The sequence below is a fragment of the Liquorilactobacillus capillatus DSM 19910 genome (assembly GCF_001434915.1).
Taxonomy (GTDB): Bacteria; Bacillota; Bacilli; order Lactobacillales; family Lactobacillaceae; genus Liquorilactobacillus; species Liquorilactobacillus capillatus.
In genome coordinates this window covers 89,058-110,492 of sequence record NZ_AZEF01000002.1, presented here as the reverse complement: position 1 = coordinate 110,492, position 21,435 = coordinate 89,058, and the positions used below count along the sequence as shown (strand labels likewise).

The 21,435-nt window shown below is 37.1% G+C and carries 18 protein-coding genes and 1 other annotated feature; of the genes, 4 read left to right on the top strand and 14 right to left on the bottom strand.

Features of this window, described 5'->3' with window-relative positions; genetic code table 11:
- Positions 1-568: 568 nt before the first annotated feature.
- The 3 genes from tyrS to FC81_RS00480 form a co-directional block, all read right to left on the bottom strand.
- Positions 569-1,822 carry a tyrosine--tRNA ligase gene (tyrS, locus tag FC81_RS00490; RefSeq protein ID WP_157054660.1) on the bottom strand — a complete coding sequence of 418 codons (1,254 nt, stop codon included), beginning with the start codon at positions 1,820-1,822 and terminating at the stop codon, positions 569-571.
- Between the two features lie 53 nt (positions 1,823-1,875).
- Positions 1,876-2,066 (bottom strand) — a binding site (T-box leader).
- 32 nt (positions 2,067-2,098) lie between these two features.
- Positions 2,099-2,557 carry a Fur family transcriptional regulator gene (locus tag FC81_RS00485; RefSeq protein WP_057741870.1) on the bottom strand — a complete coding sequence of 153 codons (459 nt, stop codon included), beginning with the start codon at positions 2,555-2,557 and terminating at the stop codon, positions 2,099-2,101.
- Positions 2,558-2,996: 439 nt separating this feature from the next.
- Positions 2,997-4,175, bottom strand: coding sequence for an acetate/propionate family kinase (locus FC81_RS00480; RefSeq protein ID WP_057741888.1), 1,179 nt, complete (start codon positions 4,173-4,175; stop codon positions 2,997-2,999).
- A 597-nt stretch (positions 4,176-4,772) separates the two neighbouring features.
- Here FC81_RS00480 and apf point away from each other — a divergent pair.
- The gene (apf, locus tag FC81_RS00470) at positions 4,773-5,531 is read left to right on the top strand and encodes an aggregation-promoting factor (RefSeq protein ID WP_057741865.1); all 759 of its coding nucleotides are present in this window, start codon (positions 4,773-4,775) and stop codon (positions 5,529-5,531) included.
- An 84-nt stretch (positions 5,532-5,615) separates the two neighbouring features.
- On the opposite strand, the gene FC81_RS00465 is transcribed toward apf, so the two are convergent.
- From FC81_RS00465 to FC81_RS00450, 4 genes are all read right to left on the bottom strand, one after another.
- Positions 5,616-6,392, bottom strand: a complete 777-nt coding sequence (locus tag FC81_RS00465; protein ID WP_235804603.1) for a C39 family peptidase — start codon at positions 6,390-6,392, stop codon at positions 5,616-5,618.
- A gap of 238 nt (positions 6,393-6,630) precedes the next feature.
- Positions 6,631-7,905, bottom strand: a complete 1,275-nt coding sequence (locus FC81_RS00460; protein WP_057741862.1) for a dicarboxylate/amino acid:cation symporter — start codon at positions 7,903-7,905, stop codon at positions 6,631-6,633.
- Between the two features lie 242 nt (positions 7,906-8,147).
- A complete protein-coding gene (locus tag FC81_RS00455; protein ID WP_057741860.1) occupies positions 8,148-9,929 on the bottom strand; it encodes an ABC transporter ATP-binding protein in 1,782 nt (593 codons plus the stop codon).
- A 3-nt stretch (positions 9,930-9,932) separates the two neighbouring features.
- A complete protein-coding gene (locus tag FC81_RS00450; protein WP_057741857.1) occupies positions 9,933-11,654 on the bottom strand; it encodes an ABC transporter ATP-binding protein in 1,722 nt (573 codons plus the stop codon).
- A gap of 458 nt (positions 11,655-12,112) precedes the next feature.
- Here FC81_RS00450 and FC81_RS00445 point away from each other — a divergent pair, with 458 nt between their 5' ends.
- Entirely contained in the window at positions 12,113-13,420 is a 1,308-nt protein-coding gene (locus tag FC81_RS00445) for a GntP family permease (protein WP_057741854.1), read from the top strand.
- Between the two features lie 22 nt (positions 13,421-13,442).
- Positions 13,443-14,585, top strand: a complete 1,143-nt coding sequence (locus FC81_RS00440) for a glycerate kinase family protein (RefSeq protein ID WP_057741852.1) — start codon at positions 13,443-13,445, stop codon at positions 14,583-14,585.
- A gap of 96 nt (positions 14,586-14,681) precedes the next feature.
- On the opposite strand, the gene FC81_RS00435 is transcribed toward FC81_RS00440, so the two are convergent.
- Both FC81_RS00435 and FC81_RS00430 read right to left on the bottom strand, forming a co-directional pair.
- A complete protein-coding gene (locus FC81_RS00435; RefSeq protein ID WP_057741848.1) occupies positions 14,682-14,981 on the bottom strand; it encodes a thiamine-binding protein in 300 nt (99 codons plus the stop codon).
- An 86-nt stretch (positions 14,982-15,067) separates the two neighbouring features.
- Positions 15,068-16,345 carry an O-acetylhomoserine aminocarboxypropyltransferase/cysteine synthase family protein gene (locus FC81_RS00430; RefSeq protein WP_057741845.1) on the bottom strand — a complete coding sequence of 426 codons (1,278 nt, stop codon included), beginning with the start codon at positions 16,343-16,345 and terminating at the stop codon, positions 15,068-15,070.
- 651 nt (positions 16,346-16,996) lie between these two features.
- Between FC81_RS00430 and FC81_RS00425 the strand changes: the two genes are divergently transcribed.
- The gene (locus FC81_RS00425; RefSeq protein WP_057741841.1) at positions 16,997-17,836 is read left to right on the top strand and encodes a YitT family protein; all 840 of its coding nucleotides are present in this window, start codon (positions 16,997-16,999) and stop codon (positions 17,834-17,836) included.
- 18 nt (positions 17,837-17,854) lie between these two features.
- Here the strand turns inward: FC81_RS00425 and FC81_RS00420 are convergent, their stop codons facing one another.
- From FC81_RS00420 to FC81_RS00400, 5 genes are all read right to left on the bottom strand, one after another.
- A complete protein-coding gene (locus FC81_RS00420) occupies positions 17,855-18,679 on the bottom strand; it encodes a Cof-type HAD-IIB family hydrolase (RefSeq protein WP_057741838.1) in 825 nt (274 codons plus the stop codon).
- 105 nt (positions 18,680-18,784) lie between these two features.
- Entirely contained in the window at positions 18,785-19,615 is an 831-nt protein-coding gene (locus FC81_RS00415) for a PTS system mannose/fructose/sorbose family transporter subunit IID (protein ID WP_187327396.1), read from the bottom strand.
- Positions 19,616-19,627: 12 nt separating this feature from the next.
- On the bottom strand, positions 19,628-20,458 hold the full coding sequence (locus FC81_RS00410; RefSeq protein ID WP_476703290.1) for a PTS mannose/fructose/sorbose transporter subunit IIC: 831 nt from the start codon (positions 20,456-20,458) through the stop codon (positions 19,628-19,630).
- Between the two features lie 15 nt (positions 20,459-20,473).
- The gene (locus tag FC81_RS00405) at positions 20,474-20,959 is read right to left on the bottom strand and encodes a PTS sugar transporter subunit IIB (RefSeq protein WP_057741833.1); all 486 of its coding nucleotides are present in this window, start codon (positions 20,957-20,959) and stop codon (positions 20,474-20,476) included.
- The gene (locus FC81_RS00400; RefSeq protein WP_057741830.1) at positions 20,956-21,396 is read right to left on the bottom strand and encodes a PTS sugar transporter subunit IIA; all 441 of its coding nucleotides are present in this window, start codon (positions 21,394-21,396) and stop codon (positions 20,956-20,958) included. The genes FC81_RS00405 and FC81_RS00400 overlap by 4 nt, the downstream gene beginning before the upstream one ends.
- Between the last annotated feature and the right edge of the window lie 39 nt (positions 21,397-21,435).

The following is a 21,435-nucleotide window of genomic DNA, read 5'->3' as shown; positions in this document are numbered from 1 at the left end:
CCTACACATTTGATTTGTCGAAACTTTGTTCAGTTTTCAAAGATCTACTTGAATATTTCTTACACCATTTATGATATGGCTTTATTAGTGTAACACCAATCTCAAATGCTGTCAATACGTTTTTTTGCTTGTTGTTTAAGCAAATCAACAACATAAGTTACTATACGCCCGTCTTTAGTAAACGTCAAGCCTAGTTTGGGTATAAGATTAGGTTACTTTAGTTCAAATTATTCTATCCGCCTTAAAAAGTCGGACGATTACATTACGTTCAAAAGCAAAAATCTGTTTTTTTATAACTATTACGTGAATAGCAACTTTAAATATAATTTTTGTTCGGAAAACTAGTTTAAAAAATGTTTTCAAAAAAGATTTAAAAAATAAGAAAAGATACATTTTTTACCAAAGTACTGCTAATCATAGTAAACATTTCTTAGCCAATCGGCTAACTCCACTATACACCTTCATCACTGTCTAAATAGTTAAAAAAATGCTAGAGCAAATTTCTTTGCTCCAGCATTCCTAATTAATCAGATATTCTTATCTCATAATACTCGTAACATTTAAAAAGTTAGTAAGTAACTTTAGCCAAAAAGTAACGCTTTTTCCCTCTACGGATAATTACAAACTTCCCATCAAACGCTTTTGTTGGGTCAATTTCAAATTTCAAATCACGAATGCGCTCACCATTAATGTAAATAGCACCATTTGTGACATCTTCACGTGCCTGACGTTTAGACTTTTCAATTTCTGTATTAACTAACAATTCAATAATATTCACCGGAGCTGCTGTCACTTCAACCGTTGGCATGTCTTTGAAACCTTGTTCAATTTCCAAAGTACTAAGATCTTTAACTTCACCAGAAAAGAGTGCTTTTGAGATACGTTCAGCTTGTATAACTGCTTCTTTACCATGCACAAAAGTGGTTACTTCTTCCGCTAAACGACGTTGTGCCTCTCTTTTTTCCGGCTGTGTTTTAAGTTTTTCGGCTAGTTCTTCAATTTCGTTACGCTTTAAAAATGTAAAGTACTTCAAATATTTGACAACATCACGATCGTCCTGATTTAACCAGAATTGATAGAATTCATATGGTGTCGTTTTCTCAGGATCAAGCCATACTGCTCCACCTTCTGTTTTCCCGAACTTAGTTCCATCAGCCTTGAGCATCAAGGGAATTGTCAGTGCAAAAACTTTAGCATCATTTCCTTCGATCTTATGAATCATATCGATTCCGGCTGTGATGTTTCCCCATTGGTCACCACCACCAACCTGTAGTTGCACATCATTGTGTTTATATAAATGATAAAAATCAATTGATTGCAATATTTGGTAGGTAAACTCGGTAAATGAAATTCCGACTTCAAGTCGACTAGCAACCACTTCTTTATTGAGCATTGTATTCATATTAAATAACTTACCGTAGTTTCGTAGAAAACTTAATAAATCGATTTTTGACAACCAATCATAGTTATTTACAATCGTAATATTATCCTTACCAAATAAATGCTTCATCTGTTCTGTCAGACGTTGTTCATTATGATGGACACGCTCCATTGATTGTAAAACTCGTTCTGCCTTCTTACCAGATGGATCCCCAATTGAACCAGTGCCTCCTCCAATAAGGATATGAGCGCGATGACCTGCCATTTGAAATCTCTTAAGCATAACAAAAGGAATTAAATGACCAATGTGCATACTATCTCCAGTAGGATCAACCCCACAGTAAAGTCCAATCGATTTTTCTTCTGTTAATTTCTTTAATCCTTTTTCATCAGACGTCTGGTTAATTGCACCACGCCATTTTAACTCATCAATAATATTCATTATCATATACCTCCTATTTTTATCCATTAAAAAAGTCCCTAATACTTGAAAGTATTAGGGACGAATAATTAATTCCGCGTTACCACCCATATTGCCATAAAATAGCCAGCTCATTCATCGATATTGTGATGACCCAATTTCAGCTCCCCAGTGTAATTCGTTAATTAATATGCCTTGGTTCGCAGCCCCACCAAGTCTCTTAAGTATTGATTAATTAACTACTCTTCTGCTTCATTGCTGTTAATGCTAGCAGTTTAACTTATTCCTCCTTAAAAGTCAATAGGACTTATTATCTGCCAACTTCTTTTGACATTCAGGACATAAGCCATAAACTTCATATTGGCTATTAAAAACTTGAAATCCCGTTTCAAGCTGTGCATCTTCTTCATTCTTTTTATACTTATCATTATAAACATCTACAATCTTGTTACAGTTGACACAGATCACATGGTAGTGAGGTGTTTCAAAGTAATCATAGCGCATATGTCCACCACTGTCTGCAGCAATTTCAATGATTAAATTATTATCAATCAATAATTGTAATGTATTATAGACCGTTGCTAGACTAACACTAAAACCGTTACCTCGCACATAATTAAAAATCATCTCAATTGACGGATGGTCATGTGACGTCATTAGATATGATAGTATCACTTGTCTTTGAGGTGTATTTTTTATTTTATATTCCTTTAGTTTATCTGTAGCAGCTAATAATGTTTTCTGCTCTTGTGCCATCACTTGCAATCCCTCCATACATCTCATGCGTAATTGATAACTATTCTCGAAAAGTATTATACTCTAAAAAAATCGAAACTGTCTATAATAAAATCTCAATTTCATTTAAATGTAATAAATTCCAAAAAATATCATATAATAATTTTTAAAATCTACATGATCTGAGAAATTACTAGTGTCTTATTCTCTGTCTATTATCTAAGTTGGCTTAATAACATCGCCTTCAATATATTACTTTTCAAAAATAGCTACTATATCATATCTCACCTTGAAGTAGTTTCTACTATAATATATACCCGATCCTTAAAACGTTCTAACCACGCTCCTGATACTGTACCTTAATTTAACCATTGATAACTTTAGCTGCTAGTTTTATTTCTAGTATTCTATAAAAAAAGTATCAGTGGCAAAATTTGCCCTGATACTTATATAGCTTCGCTTATTCCAAAATTTCTTTGATTTGTCTAACCATTGCTAACTCCTCATTGGTTGGAATTAACATAATTTCAGTTTTTGAACTTTGGCTTGAAATAACTCCTTCGTTGCCTTCTTGGTTTAGCTTGGGATCTATTTCAAAACCCAGCACTTTTAATCTGGCAATTATCTCGGCTCGTAACTTAACGTTATTCTCACCAATTCCCCCAGCAAAGACTAAGGCATCTAAGCCACCAAGTTCTGCGAAATAGCTACCGACATACTTCACTATCCTATTAATAAAAATATCAACAGTTAATTTTATTCGAGGATCGTCTTTGTGTTCAGCGTAATCACGCATATCAGGTGAGATACCAGAAAGTCCCAGTAACCCTGATTCTGTATTAAGCATCTTTAATATTTGTTCGAGACTTAAATCAAGTTTCTTCATTAAATAGGGAATAATTGATGGATCAACATCGCCAGCCCTTGTTCCCATCGTCAAACCTGTTAATGGTGTAAAACCCATTGATGTATCAAAGGCCTTACCATCTTTTTCAGCAGCTACTGAGGCCCCACTACCCAAATGCAAGGTAATCATTTTAAGTGAAGATAATGGCCGTTCCAAGAGTACAGCAGCACGCTTGGAAAGAAAATCATGGCTTATCCCATGCTCACCATATCGTCTAACACCAAATTTTTTCGTATATTCATATGGAATACTGTAGATAGCATTCATTTCAGGTAGGGCTGTAAAAAATTGGCTGTCAAAAACAGCATACTGCGGTATTGTTGGCAACACCTTCTGCATGATCTCAATGTATTCAATCTCCGTTGGATTATGCAGCGGAGCAAAATCATTCAGCCCTTTTAACTCCTTCATTTTATCCTCAGTAAGCTTTACCGCATGCTTGAAGACTTGTCCACCTGCAACCACTCGGTGTCCAATACCCATTATCTCAGATAACTGTGCAATGATCCCGAGTGCTTTTAATTTTTCAAGAATCATTGAGGCTGCACGCTCGTAGGAAAGGTTATCAACATTTTCCGAGTACTTCTTCGTACCATATGCAACTTCAAAAATTGAACCTGGCATGTTAATTCGCTCAACAAGCCCCTTAGCAATCACTTCTTCATTAGTAGACTCAAACAACTTCCACTTCACAGAAGAACTTCCTGCGTTCACCAACAGTATTTTACCCAATTGACGCACCTCCACTTTCTTACGTCTTAAATTATATAATAATTCATCCTTTGTTTCAGCTGTCCTTTGTAAAAAGATTTTGCCGTTTTCTCTGTGAAACTTGACTTGCAAGATACTGATCCCTAGTTTCTGTCTATTATTCAATGACTTAAGTTCTAAATTAAATTATTTTTCTCGAAAAACACACATTTATTATTTCAAAATACCCCATTTTTTGTCATATTCACTCAAATTCAAGCTTAAAATGACGTTGTCAAACTTTTTTTTGAAGTTTTTTTGCTTTTTTTTGAAAAAAAAAAATACTTTTTATTCTTTAAAGCCTCTTTTTGTCATATTAAACCTCAAAATTAAAAAAGGAGGTTTTCGTTATTAAACCAATGATTGCATACATCAATATTCAGGCAGATACCATTTTAATATTACAGAATATTACAAATATGAAAAAATATTACGAAATATTCAGAAATAGTAATTTGACTGCTACTTTGTTGTTATATTTAGCAGTTATACTAATCACTGTTGAATCGATCAAACGTGGTCGAAAGAAATTGTGGTGAATGCCACATTGCCAAAAATCACAGGAGTGAATATATAAATATGGATATCAAGAAAATTTTATTGTCAGCTGCAACTATCACAGGAATTTTAACAGCTGGCACCATCGCTGCAAACGCTGATACAGTTACTGTCAAAGCTGGGGATACAGTTTCTCATATCGCATCAGAAAATAACACAACAGTATCTTCTATCGAAAAGGCAAACGGCTTATCAGATATCAACCTGATCTTTGTTGGTCAACAACTTGAGGTTGGTGGTAGTACAAACAATGCTGCTCAGACTACTACTACAGAAACACCACAAGCACCTGCTGCTAACGCTGCTCAACCTGCACAAAACACACAGGCTCAAGCTCAGGCACCTGTTGCTACTCAACAACAACCTGCACAAGCTCAGGCTAAAACAGCACCTGCTGTAAATAACACACAAACAACTCAAAATACACAGCAACAAAAACCTGCTGTTAATGCTCAACCTGCACAAAGCACACAGACTCAGGCTAAGGCACCTGTTGCAACTCAGCAACAACCTGCACAACAACAAACTACAAATACGACAACAACTTCTAATGGTTCTTCAGAAGAAGCTGCTAAAAACTGGATCGCTAACCGTGAATCAAGTGGTAGCTACACAGCTACAAACGGTCAATACTACGGTAAGTACCAATTATCAAGATCATACTTGAACGGTGACTACTCAGCTGCTAACCAAGAACGTGTTGCTAACCAGTACGTACAACAACGTTATGGTTCATGGGCAAACGCTCAAAAACATTCACAGCAAACAGGCTGGTACTAAGATAAAGTCCTATTAAATATAACAATCAAAAAACTCCAAGCCGGATAACACTGGCTTGGAGTTTTTTGATTGCTATATTATCATCTATTTTTCTTTATTAATATAAACGGCTTGCTTTCCCATTTGCTTATAAGCTGCTTCAAAGTCGTCCCAGTTAACTGCTTGGTTTTTATGTCCATAAGGATTATTGATATAGATCACGTTATTCTTCCGATCAAAACCAGTGATAACAACACTGTGCTCTGAAAAAGTTATTTTTATCTCTCCTTGTGGTGTATCCCACGCTTGAAAGTCATCAACAGGTGCGAAAGTTGCTGTGGTAATCGTCCACACTGGATGCCCTTCACCCACTTTTTGAATAACATCGTTAAACGTCTGTCCGCTTAAATCAACTGCTTTAGTAGTATACTTTTTAGTAAGCGCCATAATCGGTCCATGATAAACACCTAATCCTGGATTAGCACCAGTAACATCACCTACAAAACCTTTATGTGGATTACCATGTTGTCCATTTCCATAATCCATTGGAACTGTTTTGATTTTATCACCTAATTCATTCTTAGTGACATTGATATCGTAATAGTTCAGCAGCATCGCTAAAGATGTCACTTCACAACCGTTATACAGCGTCGGATCATCTAATTGGTTGATTAACGGAACATCTAATTTAGTGTAATTAACTTTTTTTTCTTTCTTTTCTTTCTTCAATATTGTCTCATCTATAAAGATTTCAACTTTATTTACAAAAGGCAACTTATCTAGATTACCGGTAATTGTTAGTCCACCAACATACACCCCCGTCCCCAATAGTATAATAATTACTAAGACCGGGCCCAGCATTCCTCTCTGGTGCTTTCTCAACTTATTTCTCCTTTCTTTTAAGAGCTACCATCTTATCTCTTCTCATAAAATCTACCCTACTATTTTATATTGACAAGTAACATCTTAGCACAAAAAACAAGTTTAGCCAGCCTATAAGTTCGGCCAGCTAATAGAAGTAGATCAAGTCTAAAATGGTCACCGATAAAACAGTTGTTTATCAGCGACCATTATACTTAAATAAATACTATCTGCACAAATTTACTAATCAATTTGCTGTTTATTTCTTCAAAGAAGCAAGGTATGCTTGACTCTTCACTTCATCAAATTCTTTTTCTGATTTACCGATAATAACGGCTGCAAGTGAATTACCTGCAACATTAACAACAGTCCTTCCCATATCCACTAGACGGTCAATCCCCGCAATAAACGTTAATCCTTGTACAGGAACACCTATTGAGGACACTGTCGCCAGCAAAACAACAAATGAAGCTCCTGGCACACCCGCCATTCCCTTAGATGTAATCATTAGCACCACAGCTAATGTGATTTGTTGTCCAATAGAAAGATGAATGCCATATGCTTGTGCCAAGAAAAGTGCTGCTAACGACTGGTAAATGGCTGAACCATCTAAATTAAAAGTATATCCTGTTGGAACTACGAAAGAAACGATTCCTTGATTAACCCCAAATTGCCCCATCTTATCAATGATCTTTGGTAAAACAGCCTCTGAACTGGCCGTCGAAAAGGCCAAGACCATTTCATCTTTTATAACATGCAGTAAATGCCAAATATTCAGTTTAAATAACTTGGCAGCTAACCCCATCACGACTATTATAAAGATTGCCATTGTGATGTAAGCTAGTAAAATAAAATAACTTAAGGGGGCTAAAGCCTTGATCCCCATTTGGGCAACTGTAGCCCCAATTAACGCACAAACTCCTATTGGAGCTGTTTTCATAACCCAATTAGTTACCTTGAACATTACCTCTGAGACTGCACGGAAGAAATCGAGAATAATTGTACCCTTTTCACCAATTGCAGCTGTCCCAAGTCCAAAGAAAACTGCAAAGAAAATAATCGGTAGCATGTCACCTGTACTTAAAGCCTTAAAAATATTTGTCGGAATTATCCCCATAAAAATAGACCAGATACCACTATGTTTGGCTGACTTAGCTGTTTCAATATACTGACTTATATTCTGACTATGTAACTGGTGAACATTAATATAATCCCCAGGATGGAAGACATTACCGACAATTAAGCCCAAAATAATTGCCATAGTAGTCATTACTTCAAAGTAGATTAGTGTTTTCCCGCCAACTCGACCTAATTTACCAATATCACCCATATTCGCAATTCCTACTATTAAGCACGAAACAACGATAGGTAAAACGATCATTTGAATCAAGCTAATAAACATCGTTCCTATATTTTGCATGGCCATCGTTGCTGCCTCGTTACCATAAAAAATAACTCCCAGTATAATCCCTGAAACTAATCCTATTAAAATCTGCCAACCAAGGTTTAGACGCCAAATTCTATAATGCTTCATTTTTCTCCTCATCATCCTCTAATTTAAATAACAAATAATGGAACCTCTTAACTCTTTAATAATACACTAATTGTCAGTGCTATATTAAAGATAATCTTAGCAAAAAATAAGCATTTATAAAATACCTAAAAATAAAAATTAGCTATTTAAACTAAAATAAACATTATTTCAGTAAAAAAAACGGCTTTCTCAGTCATAAGTAGACTGATTGCCGCTTTTTTATTATCCTTTGCATTTCTTTATTACTCAAAAACCATTTGGTTTGTATAGAGCTCATAATAAAAACCTTTTTCGACCAGTAATTGCTCATGCCGGCCTCTCTCAATAATTTTACCATCTTTGAGAACAATTATTTCATCTGCTTTGATAATCGTTTTTAAACGGTGAGCAATTACAAAACTAGTTCGGCCTGCAATAACATTATCCATCGCTTTTTGAATTTTTTCCTCCGTAACCATATCAACATTTGATGTTGCTTCATCTAAGATTAGGAACGGTGGATTAGTTAAAATCGTTCTTGCAATACTAATTAATTGTTTTTGACCTGTTGAAAATAATGCATCAGCATTACTGATTTTTGTACTATACCCATTTGGTAATGATTTAATAAAATCATGAATATGTGCCTGCTGTGCCGCTGCCACCATCTCCGCATCAGTTGCGGTAGGCTTTCCGAACTTAATATTATCAGCGATAGTTCCTGTAAACAAGATTGAATCTTGTAGTACAATCCCAACGTTCTTTCGCAATGACTTAAGCTGAAGTTGGTTTATATCAGTACCATCAAACAGAATCTGCCCTTCAGTTACATCGTAGAAACGATTCAGTAAGTTCATAACGGTAGTCTTACCCGAGCCAGTTGGCCCAACTAATGCAATCATTTTTCCTTTATCAACTTGAATGTCTATCCCGTGCAGGATCTCACGGTTCTGATCATACCCAAAGCGGATCTTCTTTAACTGAACACCTGCTTGAACATTCTCTAGCTTCTCCCCAGTATCATGGTCTTGCTCCTCTGGTCGTGCGTGAACTTGTGTTAGTCGTTTGGCTCCTGTAAGCGCTAGCTGCAGCATCGAAAACATCGAGGTTACCTGCGTTATAGGCTGAAAATATTGTTGTGAATATTGAACGAACATCACGATCAGTCCAAGTCCGACAGCTTTTTCCATATTATCATTTACGACCATCCATGAACCAAAAGCAATTACAATCGCTAGATTCAATAACGATAAACCCTGCATAAGTGGGAATAACATTCCAGAGTATAATTGACCTTTAAAAGTTGCTTTACGAACTTTTTCATTGCGTTCATTAAAGCCAGCTAGGGATTCTTTTTGTAACCCATTGGTAATAATAATTTTTTCACCATTAATTTGTTCATTAATATAGCCATTTAATTTGCCGATTTCTTCTTGTTGTATCTCAACGTTGTACCGAGCACGTTTAACAATAATCCAGGCCAATAGAATTGCCACCGGTGTTGATATAACCGTTGCAACTGCCATTTTTACATTCAATGAAAACATTATCCAAATCGTCCCAAGATAGAGAGCCGATTGGGATACCAATTCAAAGATTGCCTGATTCATTGCAGTTGAGATATTATCTAAATCAGAAGTAAACAAGGATAAAATCTTTCCATCCTGATGTTGATCAAAATAGCGGATAGTCATCCTTTGTAATTTGCTAAAGAGACCAATCCGCATCCCATTAGTCGACAAAGCATTGATTCGTGAAGTCCACAGACTTGAAATTAACATAGTCGCTACATTCATCCCATAAAAGAATAACAGCGCCCATAATGCATTGTAAAACTGCTGTAAAGATGCTTGTTTATGTGTTGTTGGATCAAAATATGCAGTCAGGTACCGGCTTAAATCTGTAATTGCCTTTCCCATATAAGTAGGCGCCTTAACTTGAAACCAAGTAGAGATAATAGTTAGCCCCACCACCAAAAGCAGTCCTTTCCAGTACGGTTTTAAGTTTACGACAAAATAATTTAGAGCCTTTTTTGTATCTACCATCCTCTATTCACCCCACTCCTTTGAAACCTGTGCATCATATATTTCTTTATAAATAGGCGAAATCTGTAACAGTTCTTTATGTTTACCCGCTGCTACTAATTTTCCCTTATCTAGAACTAAGATCTTATCCGCTTGAATAACTGAGGCAATCTTTTCAGCAATTATGAAGACCGTTGTTTCTTTTAAATCTCTCTCCAAAGCTTCCTGAACTTTCTTTTCGGATTTTGCATCTAAAGCCGAGGTTGAATCATCTAAAATTAAAATTTGCGGTTTTCCAATCAGTCCTCGGGCAATTGATAAACGTTGTTTTTGTCCGCCAGATAGGTTGGCTGACCTTTCCTCAACCTTATGCTCGAACCCATCTTCATAGTTATCAATAAACTCTGCCGCTTGGGAAACTTCAGCAGCCCAACGCAGATCTTCTTCTATGGCATCACTTTTTCCTTGACGCAAATTCTCGGCGATCGTGCCTGAAAAGAGAATTGCTTTCTGTAAAACATAACTAACTGTCTTCCGCAAAGAAGCTTCATTAACTTCCTTAAGCATTTTTCCACCTACATAAATGGTACCTGCAGTTGGATCATATAAACGGGGGATAAGCTGTGCCATCGTGGTCTTACCAGACCCTGTCGCCCCAACGATCCCAACCGTTTCACCTGGTTTAACGCTAAAACTAATATTACTTAAAGATTCTGTTGCCGAATTGGGATAGCTAAACGACACATCTTGGAAAACCACACTGCCAGCTAACTTTTCTTCTGGACCATCCTTATGATAAATCACATCTGGTTTTGTCTCTAAGACCTCTTTAATTCGGCCTAAAGAGATCAATCCTCTTGATGACATCATCATTGTCATTGCCCCGATTATAATTGCGAACATCAACTGCATCAAATATGAAGTAAAAGATGCAATAGCTGCAAGATCATTGGGATGATCTGTTATTCCTATTCCCACAAAATAAAGTGCCACGAGTATCATTAGATTTGAAATCAAGGTAAAGGCTGGGATCATTAACGAAAAAAGATAACCGATACTAAGTTGGAGTCCTTTGATATTATTGGAAGAGACAGTAAACTTATTTATTTCGTTTTCCTCTTGATTAAAGGACTTTACGACCCTGATCCCCTGCATTGATTCTTGGGCAATGGTATTAAGATTATCCATCCATCTCTGGAATCTTGCAAAAAAGCGCCCCATTTTTGAAAAAACAAGACTTGAGAGACTCACAATAAGAACTATCATCAAAACTTCGATCCACCACAGTCGCGGAATCGTCATAATTCCAAGAACAAACGCCCCAATAAATAAAATTGGAATTCTGAAAAGTTGCATAAAAATAGTCATTAGTAAGTTCAGCACCTGATTGATATCATTTATCAGCCTAACCGTCAAGCTGCCAAAAGAGAATTTCTCAATGTTTCCAAAAGAAAAAGTTTGGATCTTACTATAAACTGCCGCACGTAGATCAGTAGTTACTGATTGAGCTATTTTAGCCGAGAAATACGTACTAGCTATTCCAGCTAGAATTCCTACTACGGCTAGTAGAATCAATTGAATACCGTAATTCTGAACTGCCGTAGTATTATCTGCAATAATCGCCTTCATAATATTCTGTAGCAGCTTTGGCTGCCAGAGTGAACTTAAAGCAAGAATGATCACTGCGGAAATAGCACCAATTATGGAACGATAATTATTTTTAAAATATGGTTTTAATATTTTCATTGTCCTACAGCTTTCTAAAGCGTCTTTAATTGTATGTATTAAACTTAGATTTACACACACGCCTTTTGACTTCACACTATAATCTTATTCCAATTGAGTTATGCATACCCTTGCAGAGTCCTAACCCGACTAAAATTTATTGAGTTAGGAACCTAAATAGATATTTAGCATACATTCTATCTTATAGAACTTATGTTGTTTATTCAATCAATTTGGCATTCCAAAAATATAATACTTTCCTGTTGATCCTCTAATACTTAACTTAAAAAAGTATAATTTATCACACCAACTAGACTTATCTAAGCTAAAAAATAATAAGCTAATTAGTTTATTCAAATTAAATTATCCCTTTTTACTGTTTTAAGCTGAAAAAAGATTGTAATTTAAAATACAATCCTCTAGAATACTATTTATGTGTTTTATAATTTTTTCACAATTAAAAAGGAGGATTTTTTACCATGGATTTATCATTAGTTATTTCATGGTGGGCAGCTTTAGCTGGACTAGCAATCGCTATTATACTTATCCTTAGACGGCTTAATCCTGTCTACTCACTTATCTTAGGAGCAATCATCGGTTCCCTTTTGGGCGGGGCTAACCTTGTCCAAACACTAGACATCTTGATAAAAGGATCGCAAAGTGTGATGGGGACTGTCCTACGTGTACTAGCCGCAGGAATGCTTGCCGGCGTTATGATGGAATCAGGAGCTGCTGATACTTTAGCACGAACGATCGTTAACAAAATGGGGGACCGTTTTGCTATCCTATCACTCGCTTTAGCAACAATGGTTATCACTGCCGTCGGTGTTTTTATTCCCGTCGCTGTTTTGATTGTTGCTCCTATCGCACTAGAAGTTGGCAAAAAAATGCATCTTTCAAAACTAGCTCTACTGGTAGCCTTATCTGGCGGTGGAAAAGCTGGTAATATTATCTCGCCTAACCCTAATACGATTGCAGCTGCAAAAGGCTTTAATCTTGAATTAAGTCAAGTTATGCTTGCTGATTTTATTCCAGCTCTCTTTGCTTTATGTACAACTGTCATTATTGCCAGTCTGCTTAAAAATAAGGGAACAGCTATTCTTGATGCTGACCTTGCTAACTTAACTTCCCCTGCTACAAGTAAAAAGTATCCATCGTTAAGATCGGCACTCGTAACACCAGTCTTAGCCATTGTTTTACTGCTCTTGAATCCGCTTGGTTCAATCTTCCATATCACTTTCTTAACTAAGTTAAATCTTGATGCGATGTACGTTCTACCTATAGCAGCTATCGCTGGTGCTCTAGCTATGGGGCAAGGGAAGCAAATCAGGAATTTCGCCAAATCTGGGATTGATCGGATGACCGATGTCGTCTTAATCTTAATTGGAGCAGGCACGATTGGCGCAACAATCACATCTTCAGACCTTCCAGCTAAAATTATTTCATTAATTAATATGAGCCATATTTCTGGCGTCTTATTAGCTCCAATTGCTGGTATCTTAATGGCTGCTGCCTCAGCCTCGACTTCTACTGGAGTTATACTTGCTACCGGTTCTTTTTCTAAGGCCATTCTTGGTTTTGGAGTATCTCCATTAGCTGCAGCTACGATGATCCACACTGGTGGGATCGTTATTGATCAGTTACCACACGGAAATTACTTTCACGTTACAGCTAATGCAATGCATATGAACATCAAGGAACGTTCACGAGCTATCCTCTACGAGGCATTAGTTGGTGCAACTGCAATGATTGTAGCAACTGTTATGTATGGCTTTTTGGGACTTTAAAATAAAAGTAGGAGGTTTACTAATGAAATTTGTAATTGCACCTGACTCATTTAAGGGAAGCATGACTGCCAAAGAAGTTGCTGACGCGATCGCTAGTGGCTTAACTAAAGTTTTCCCCACAGCTGACTACGAGCTAGTACCCATGGCTGACGGTGGTGAAGGAACTGTCCAGTCTCTCGTGGATGCCACTGCCGGTCAACTGCTCACGAAAGAAGTAGTTGGTCCCCTAGCAACTAAAGTGACTGCTAAATATGGACTCTTAGGCGATGGAAAAACAGCTGTTATTGAGATGGCAGAAGCCAGTGGTATTAGTTATATTAATACACAAACACAGAATCCTTTAAAAGCTACTACATATGGAACAGGCGAACTAATTATTGATGCCCTTGATCATGGAGCTTCTAAAATTATTCTGGGTATTGGCGGTAGTGCCACTAACGACGGTGGTGCTGGAATGGCTCAGGCTATCGGAGTAAAACTATTAGATAACCACAAGCATGAACTAGCTTTTGGTGGCGGTGAACTCGGTAAGCTGTGCTCACTCGATCTTACTGGGATAGACGAGCGCCTTACTCAAACAGAGCTTCTTATTGCTTCAGATGTGGTTAACCCACTCGTTGGTCCTGACGGTGCTTCAGCTGTTTTTGGTCCGCAAAAAGGAGCAACGCCAGCTATGGTCAAGCTTCTAGATGCCAATTTAACCCATTATGCCGCCCTTATAAAAAAGGAGCTTAATAAAGAGCTCGCTTCTTTTCCTGGAGCCGGTGCAGCTGGTGGGCTGGGTGCAGGACTCTTAGCCTTTACTAACTCAACGATGGCAAAAGGAATTGACATCGTTGTTGAATATAGTTCTTTAAAAGAAAAGGCACGACAAGCTGATTTCGTTTTTACTGGTGAGGGTGGTATCGACTTTCAAACTAAATTTGGAAAAACCCCCTATGGTGTCGCACTCGCAACTAAAGAAGTTGCTCCACACGCACCGGTTATCGCACTAGCTGGTAACGTTGGCGAAAGAATTGATGACCTATATCATAAAGACGCTATCGATGCTATCTTTGCCACTGTTGGAGGTGCTAAATCTTTAAAACAAGCCTTTGCTGATGGACAAAAGGATATTGCCCAAACTGCTGAAAACATCGCTCGTTTAATCGCTGCTATACACTAAAAAACTAAATAATCTAATAAGGGTTATGCTACAGGACGAAGTGGATCTCGTTTTGCAGTATAACCCTTATTACTATGACGAAAGAAGCTTAAAATATTACTTCCGATATTTGTGTAACTTTTCAGCGGTTGTCAGCAAGTGCTTTTGAGGTGAATAACTAAGCTTGATATAATTACTAATCATATCTGCTCCAGCTGCTACACATGCTTTCTGAATAGCTGGGATCAGTGCTACCAATTCATCTAGGTTTCCCTCAATCGTTGTCTCAAAAGGACCAACTTCATACGCTAAACCACTTGCACTTATCTCTGCAATTGCCGCATCTACGATCTTTAACAACTTAGCTGTATTTAATTCTTGCGGTAAAACTTGAATTGCCATTGCTGCATTGCTCATAAAACTGAACCTCCTACTAAAGATTTTCTACCTTGTTGTCTTTTACGTAATACTAATCCTCTCATTTTGGAAAGGAAGATGCCAATTTATATTTGATCTAAAGCCTGTTTTAAATCTGTAATCAAATCAGCTGCATTTTCAATACCGACGGATATTCTAATTAAATCAGGTGTAATTCCCGTTTCTTTGAGCTCTTTTTCATTTAATTGTGCATGCGTCGTTGATGCCGGATGAATAATCAAAGACTTTGCATCACCCACATTAGCCAACAGTGAAAATAAATTCAAATGTTCAATCAGATTCTTACCAGCTTCTTCACCCCCAACTAAGCCAAGAGTGAAGATCGAACCAACCCCGTTTGGAAAATCACGCTTGGCTAGTTCATAGTAAGGACTATCCTCTAGTTCTGGATATTTAATCCACGAAACTTTTGGATGCTTTTTTAAAAATTTAATAATTTTTCTTGTATTATCTACATGACGTTCAACTCTCAACGAAAGAGTCTCAAGCCCTTGCAGAAGCAAAAATGAATTAAATGGGCTAATTGCAGCTCCCGTATCTCGAAGCTGTTCTGCACGAACCTTAGTCGTAAAGGCTCCTCCTTCCAAGTCAGAAAATACTAGCCCGTTATACTGTGCATTAGCGGTCGTAAAATCTGGATAGCGACCGCTTTTCTTATAATCAAACTTTCCATTCTCAACAATCACACCGCCCATCGTCGTTCCATGCCCACCAATAAACTTTGTAGCAGATTCAATGACAACATCTGCACCATGTTCTAAAGGACGATAAAGGTATGGTGAAGCAAATGTATTATCAACTAAAACCAATAAGCCATTATTATGTGCTATTTTAGCAATTTCATCAATGTCTATCAAATTAATATCAGGGTTACCGATTGTTTCCAAGTAAATTGCTTTAGTACGCTCATTCACTGCTGCTGCGAAGTTAACAGGCTCATCCGGATGAACAAAATGAGTTTTAATCCCTAACTTAGGTAACGTCACATTGAACAAATTAAATGTTCCACCGTATAAAGTACTAGCAGCTATAATTTCATCACCTTGTCCGGCTATATTAGTTATCGCCGCAGTAACTGCTGCTGCACCAGTTGCAAGAGTTACCCCGGCTGTTCCATTTTCTAATGCTGCAACACGCTCATCAACAACAGCTGTTGTTGGGTTAGTCAACCGGCTGTATATGTTACCAGGTTCTTTAAGCCCGAAACGAGCAGCGGCTTGCTTTGCATCTTTAAAAACATAAGAAGTCGTTTGATATATTGGCACTGCTCTGGCACCAGTTTCATCAATTTTTTGTCCCGCATGTACCTGTAAAGTTTCAAAATTCAATCTTGTTTTGCTCATAAAAAAACTCCTCCTTAGTGATCAACTAACTAAATAAATCAATAAACTTAGACATTAAGATAAAAAGAGCATATGACCTAAGTCAATAACGTTCGGGTATTAGCTAAAAACTACGAACCTTTTTTTATTTCATCATAGATGATTAGAAATCAGACACTCCGGTTTGATTTATGGAGCACATTTGTTCTAAATCAGTAAACTGCCAAATCAAAATTTGTATTTTGATTTAAATTAAAAAACGTTCCCACAATAGTAACTATTGCAGGGACGTTTTAACCGTGGTACCACCCAAATTCACTAAGCCATACGGCTTAGACTCTTCGACACAAATAATGTCTAGGACTGTATCGTGTCCCCACGAATCATTAGCTTACACTGCCGATTACGACTCCGAGTTCATCTTCAACATATTTTACCTGCCCACTTTCACCCAACTGAGCTCTCTTTAAGGAAAAAGACATCTACTCTTCTCATCAACATCTAATTTATTGTTTATCATAAACTAACATTATTAAATAAAAGAGTCAACCACTTTTACTTAAAAATTTATTTTAACTTCTTCTTAGACAAGCTTATGACAATCATTTATTTCTAGAATAGAGCTCAAATGTTTGCTATGATAATTATAATAACAATAGAAAGGAGCTGCTAATGAAAAAAAAATTAATTCATAAAACATATATCAGAACATTAATTTTAATTGCTTCGCTCGAAATGGTAGTCATTTCTGTTAACTTTTTCTATGCCCCCATTAATATCGCTGCAGGCGGCGCAACTGGGATCGCAATCTTACTTGATGCAGCTTTTGGATTTAATCGTGCATTATCAGTTTTGATTATTAATATCATTATGATTATTTTTGCAACGATTTTCCTCGACCGTCAAATCGTTCGCAACATTACTCTTGGAAGCTTTCTTCTGCCTATCTTAATGTACATCACACCTAGTTTTAAAATTGTTTCTGACCCCTTGCTGGCAGTTATTCTTGGTGGCGCAACTTTCGCAGTTGGCATTGCAACGTTGTATCGGATAGGTGCATCCAGCGGCGGTACCACTGTTCCTCCTATGATTTTAAAAAAGCATCTCCATCTCAATGCACCTTTATCACTGTTAGCAATTGATCTGCTAGTCACTTTTTTCAATATTTTTGTTGCCGGACTTAATGCTTTTTTTCTTGCTGCTTTTTCACTAGTTATCACTTCACTCGTAATGCGCTACATTGAAGCCGGTTTGGACCATAAATATCAAATTCAGATTATGAGCCAGACAAAACTAACTGAAATTCAGCAAATGGTTTTACAAGAAGATCATAGCCTAACAATTTTTGACGTTCATGGTGGTTATAGTGCTAACAACAAAGAAATCTTGATGGTTGTTGTCGACAATCAGAGTTATGGTCCGCTTATTAGACGCATTCACGTAATTGACCCAGATGCTTTCATCATTACCTCAAATGTAGTTAACGTCCACGGTGGCCGTTTTGGTATTTAACAACTGAAATTCTTCACATTATAAAACATAATACTTCAATGCTTTTGCAACCCCGTCCTCATCATTAGTAGCTGTTATAAACTTTGCAGCCTGCTTAACTTCTGTGGAAGCGTTCCCCATTGCAACACCCGTACCGGCAAATTTTAGCATTGGAACATCATTAAATTGATCTCCAATCGTCAAAATTTCTTGTGGCATTAGATGATAGTATTCTGCTAATTTTTTGACAGCCATTTTCTTTGAAACTTTAGCAGCAACAATTTCTAAGTAGTTCTCCTTAGATTGATAAAAAGAAATACCTGCTACAGCTACTTTCTCTAAATAAGTAAATAAAGTTTGAACATCTTCTTTTTCACCTATCAAAAGTAACTTATGTGTTTCAGTTTCTGAACCGCTATATAGATTTGAAAAGTCAGTCTTAACTGGAAGCAGTTTAGTAATACTGCTTTCAGTCGCAATCCATTTATCCTCTCTTTCAACAAACCAATTATTTTCAGAATAAATATTAATAGCTATTGCTGGGAATTTTTTCTTTACGGTATCAATCAACTTAACTACTACCTCGTTATTCATTGGATAGCTTCTCAGGCACTGAATAGACGTCATATTTTTCATATTTAAAATAAAAGCTCCATTATAACTTATCAAGGGATTAGAATGCACTCCTAACTCTTTGGCAAGCGGAAAAATGCCTTGCGGTGCACGTGCTGATGCTAGGATAAAAGGAATTCTTTTAGTACTGAGTAACTTAACTGTCTTCTTTAAATACGGTGTAAGTATATTGGTAGAAGTTAACAGTGTCCCATCAATATCACTGACGACTAGCTTTATTTTATTTGGCATAATTTTTCCTCCACAACTGTTATTTTTAACTAATACTAAAAAGCTGATAGTATTGTTGCATTCTCTTGCAAACACTACTACCAGCTTTATAATATCAATTATAGCTTAACCTAAGAATCCCAACCACTTACCTAAGATCCCTAAACCAAAGATTGCGAAAATTATTAACAATGGATTAACACCCTTTTTCAGTAACCATGATACAAAAAGTGTTAAGATCAGTGCTAACATCCCTGGCATAACTGAATCTAAAATATCTTGAACAGTTTGTGTCTTACCATTGATCTTTGTCGCTACGATTGGAATATTAATTGTTGTCCATTTTGATACAAGAGCACCCATAACGAAGAGCCCCACGATCGAAGCACCTTCTGTTAGTTTCTTAATTCGACCGCCAGCCATATCTTGAATTATTTCACTACCTTTGGTATATCCGTAGCGTAGAAAATACCATTTACACGTCAGCCGAATTGCATTGATCAATACAAAGAACAGTAATGGTCCAATAATACTGCCCGTCATTGCAATCCCCGCTCCTAAAGCAGCCAGAACCGGACGTGAAGTTCCCCAAAATAATGGGTCACCAACACCAGCTAATGGTCCCATCAACCCAATCTTCATTGCAGCAATAGCTGTTTCATCGACTTTACCTGTATTAGCCTTCTCTTCTTCCATCGCGGCGGTTACACCGAAAATTGGTGCTGTCAGCCATGGGTGAGTATTAAACCATTCCATATGGCGCGCCAGAGCCTCATTGCGTTCTTTACCCGGTTTATAGAACCGCTTTATTGCTGGGATCATTACAAAACAGAATCCCATATTTTGTGCACGTTCAAAGTTAAAGGAACCCAGTAAGAATAATGAACGGAAAAACATACTGTTAAGATCCTTATTAGTTAAGGTAACCTTATTTTGCCCCATTTGTGTTGTTTGCATTTTCAAATCCTCCTAATCATCCAAATCATCATCTAAGTCATCATCTGCGTTACTTCCATTAGTAGAACCATTATTAGCTGCCACAGCTTGGGAACCATTATTATTACGGTTACGGCTATATTCAAGTTGAAGGTATAATAATGCAAAGATCAAACCTAAGCCCCCAAAACCAACAAGATTAAATTTAGTAAAGGCTGCAAATAAGAATCCAAGATAGAAGAATGGTTTTAATTCGGGAACATCCATCATATTGATAACCATCGCATACCCAACGACAACGATAATTCCTCCCCCAATTTGTAAACCACCAGTGATAACTGTTGGGATCGATTTAAGAACACTTTCAACTGCAGCAGTACTAAGCGCTAAAACAATTCCCGTTGGAATCATAACACGCAAAGCTTGCAACCCTAAAGCAATGACATGCATCCATTCAATGGCACGGTAATTTCCTTTTTGAGCAAAATCATCACCCTTGTGGACAAAGAACACAACAATTGTTCTAACAAAAATCGTTAATGCTTGACCAGCTGCAGCTAATGGAACGGCAATTGCAATTCCTTCACCGATACTAGTATGCGTATTAATTACTAATAAAGTTGAAATAACAGAAGCTAAAGCTGTATCAGGAGCCATTGCCAGTCCAACATTCATCCAGCCCAATGCCATCATTTCAAGTGTTCCGCCTAAAATAATACCTGTTTTAACATCACCTAGAATAAGACCTATTAATGTACATGCAATCAAAGGACGGTGTGTCTGTGCCTCATCAAGGACAGATCCCATACCTGCAACCCCCGCCACAAGTAGTATTAAAATAATTTGTATGATATTCACAATAATTCCTCCTTCTACGCCTTATAGTTTTTGTTTTAAGAGCTTAGCAAAATCCTGACTAGAGTCACCCGGCAATTGCCGCAATTCTAATTTAACTCCCATCGTACTCAGCTTTTCGAAAGCTTTAACATCTTCTGGTGTGACACTTACAGATTCAGTAATCTGTTTTTTGCTAGGATCAAAGCGCATCCCTCCAACATTGACTGTCTTGATCTCTACCCCATTTTCAATCGCTTCAACGATTTCAGCCGGATTACCGAAAAGAAGCATTGCAGTTGTCCCTGCATATTTTGGGTTTTTAAAAACCCGTCCCATTTTTTCAGGCGTAACTGCGTTTGCACGGACATTAGAAGGAGCAACTGATAAGACTAAGGTCTTACGCATAGGATCTTCAGCTACTTCATCACTAACAACAATGATTCTTTCAGCTGGAAGTAATTTGATCCACTTAGTCAACACCTGTCCATGGATATATCTGTCATCGATTCGAGCTACTGTAATTTTCATAATAAATCATCCTCCTCATTATCTTCTTTACCTGCTAGTTTCTTTGTCTGTTCAGAGAATACCTTGAAACTCTCAAGATTAGTTTCTTTTAAGTGTTCAATAATTTCATCCAATGAACTGACCTGTGCCATTCCTAAAGCTTCTAGAACCATGGGTAAATTAACACCTGTTACGATATCGATATTTTTATTCCCATAGGCTAGTTGAATTGCTGCATTATACGGGCTTCCTCCAAAAAGATCTACTAAAAATAAAAACTGACTTCCCGCAGGATACTTCTTCAGTACCTCTCCATAATGCTTCTTTATATCCTCCAATCCTTCTCCTTTAGTAAAGGGAACTGCCACAACATCTTCATTTTCACCAAAAATCATCTTAACTGCACTCATGATCCCCGTTGAGATTTCCCCGTGGCCTGAGATAATAATTTTTACCATAATCGATCCTCCTCCAAAAAGACTTTTACACTTTATCTA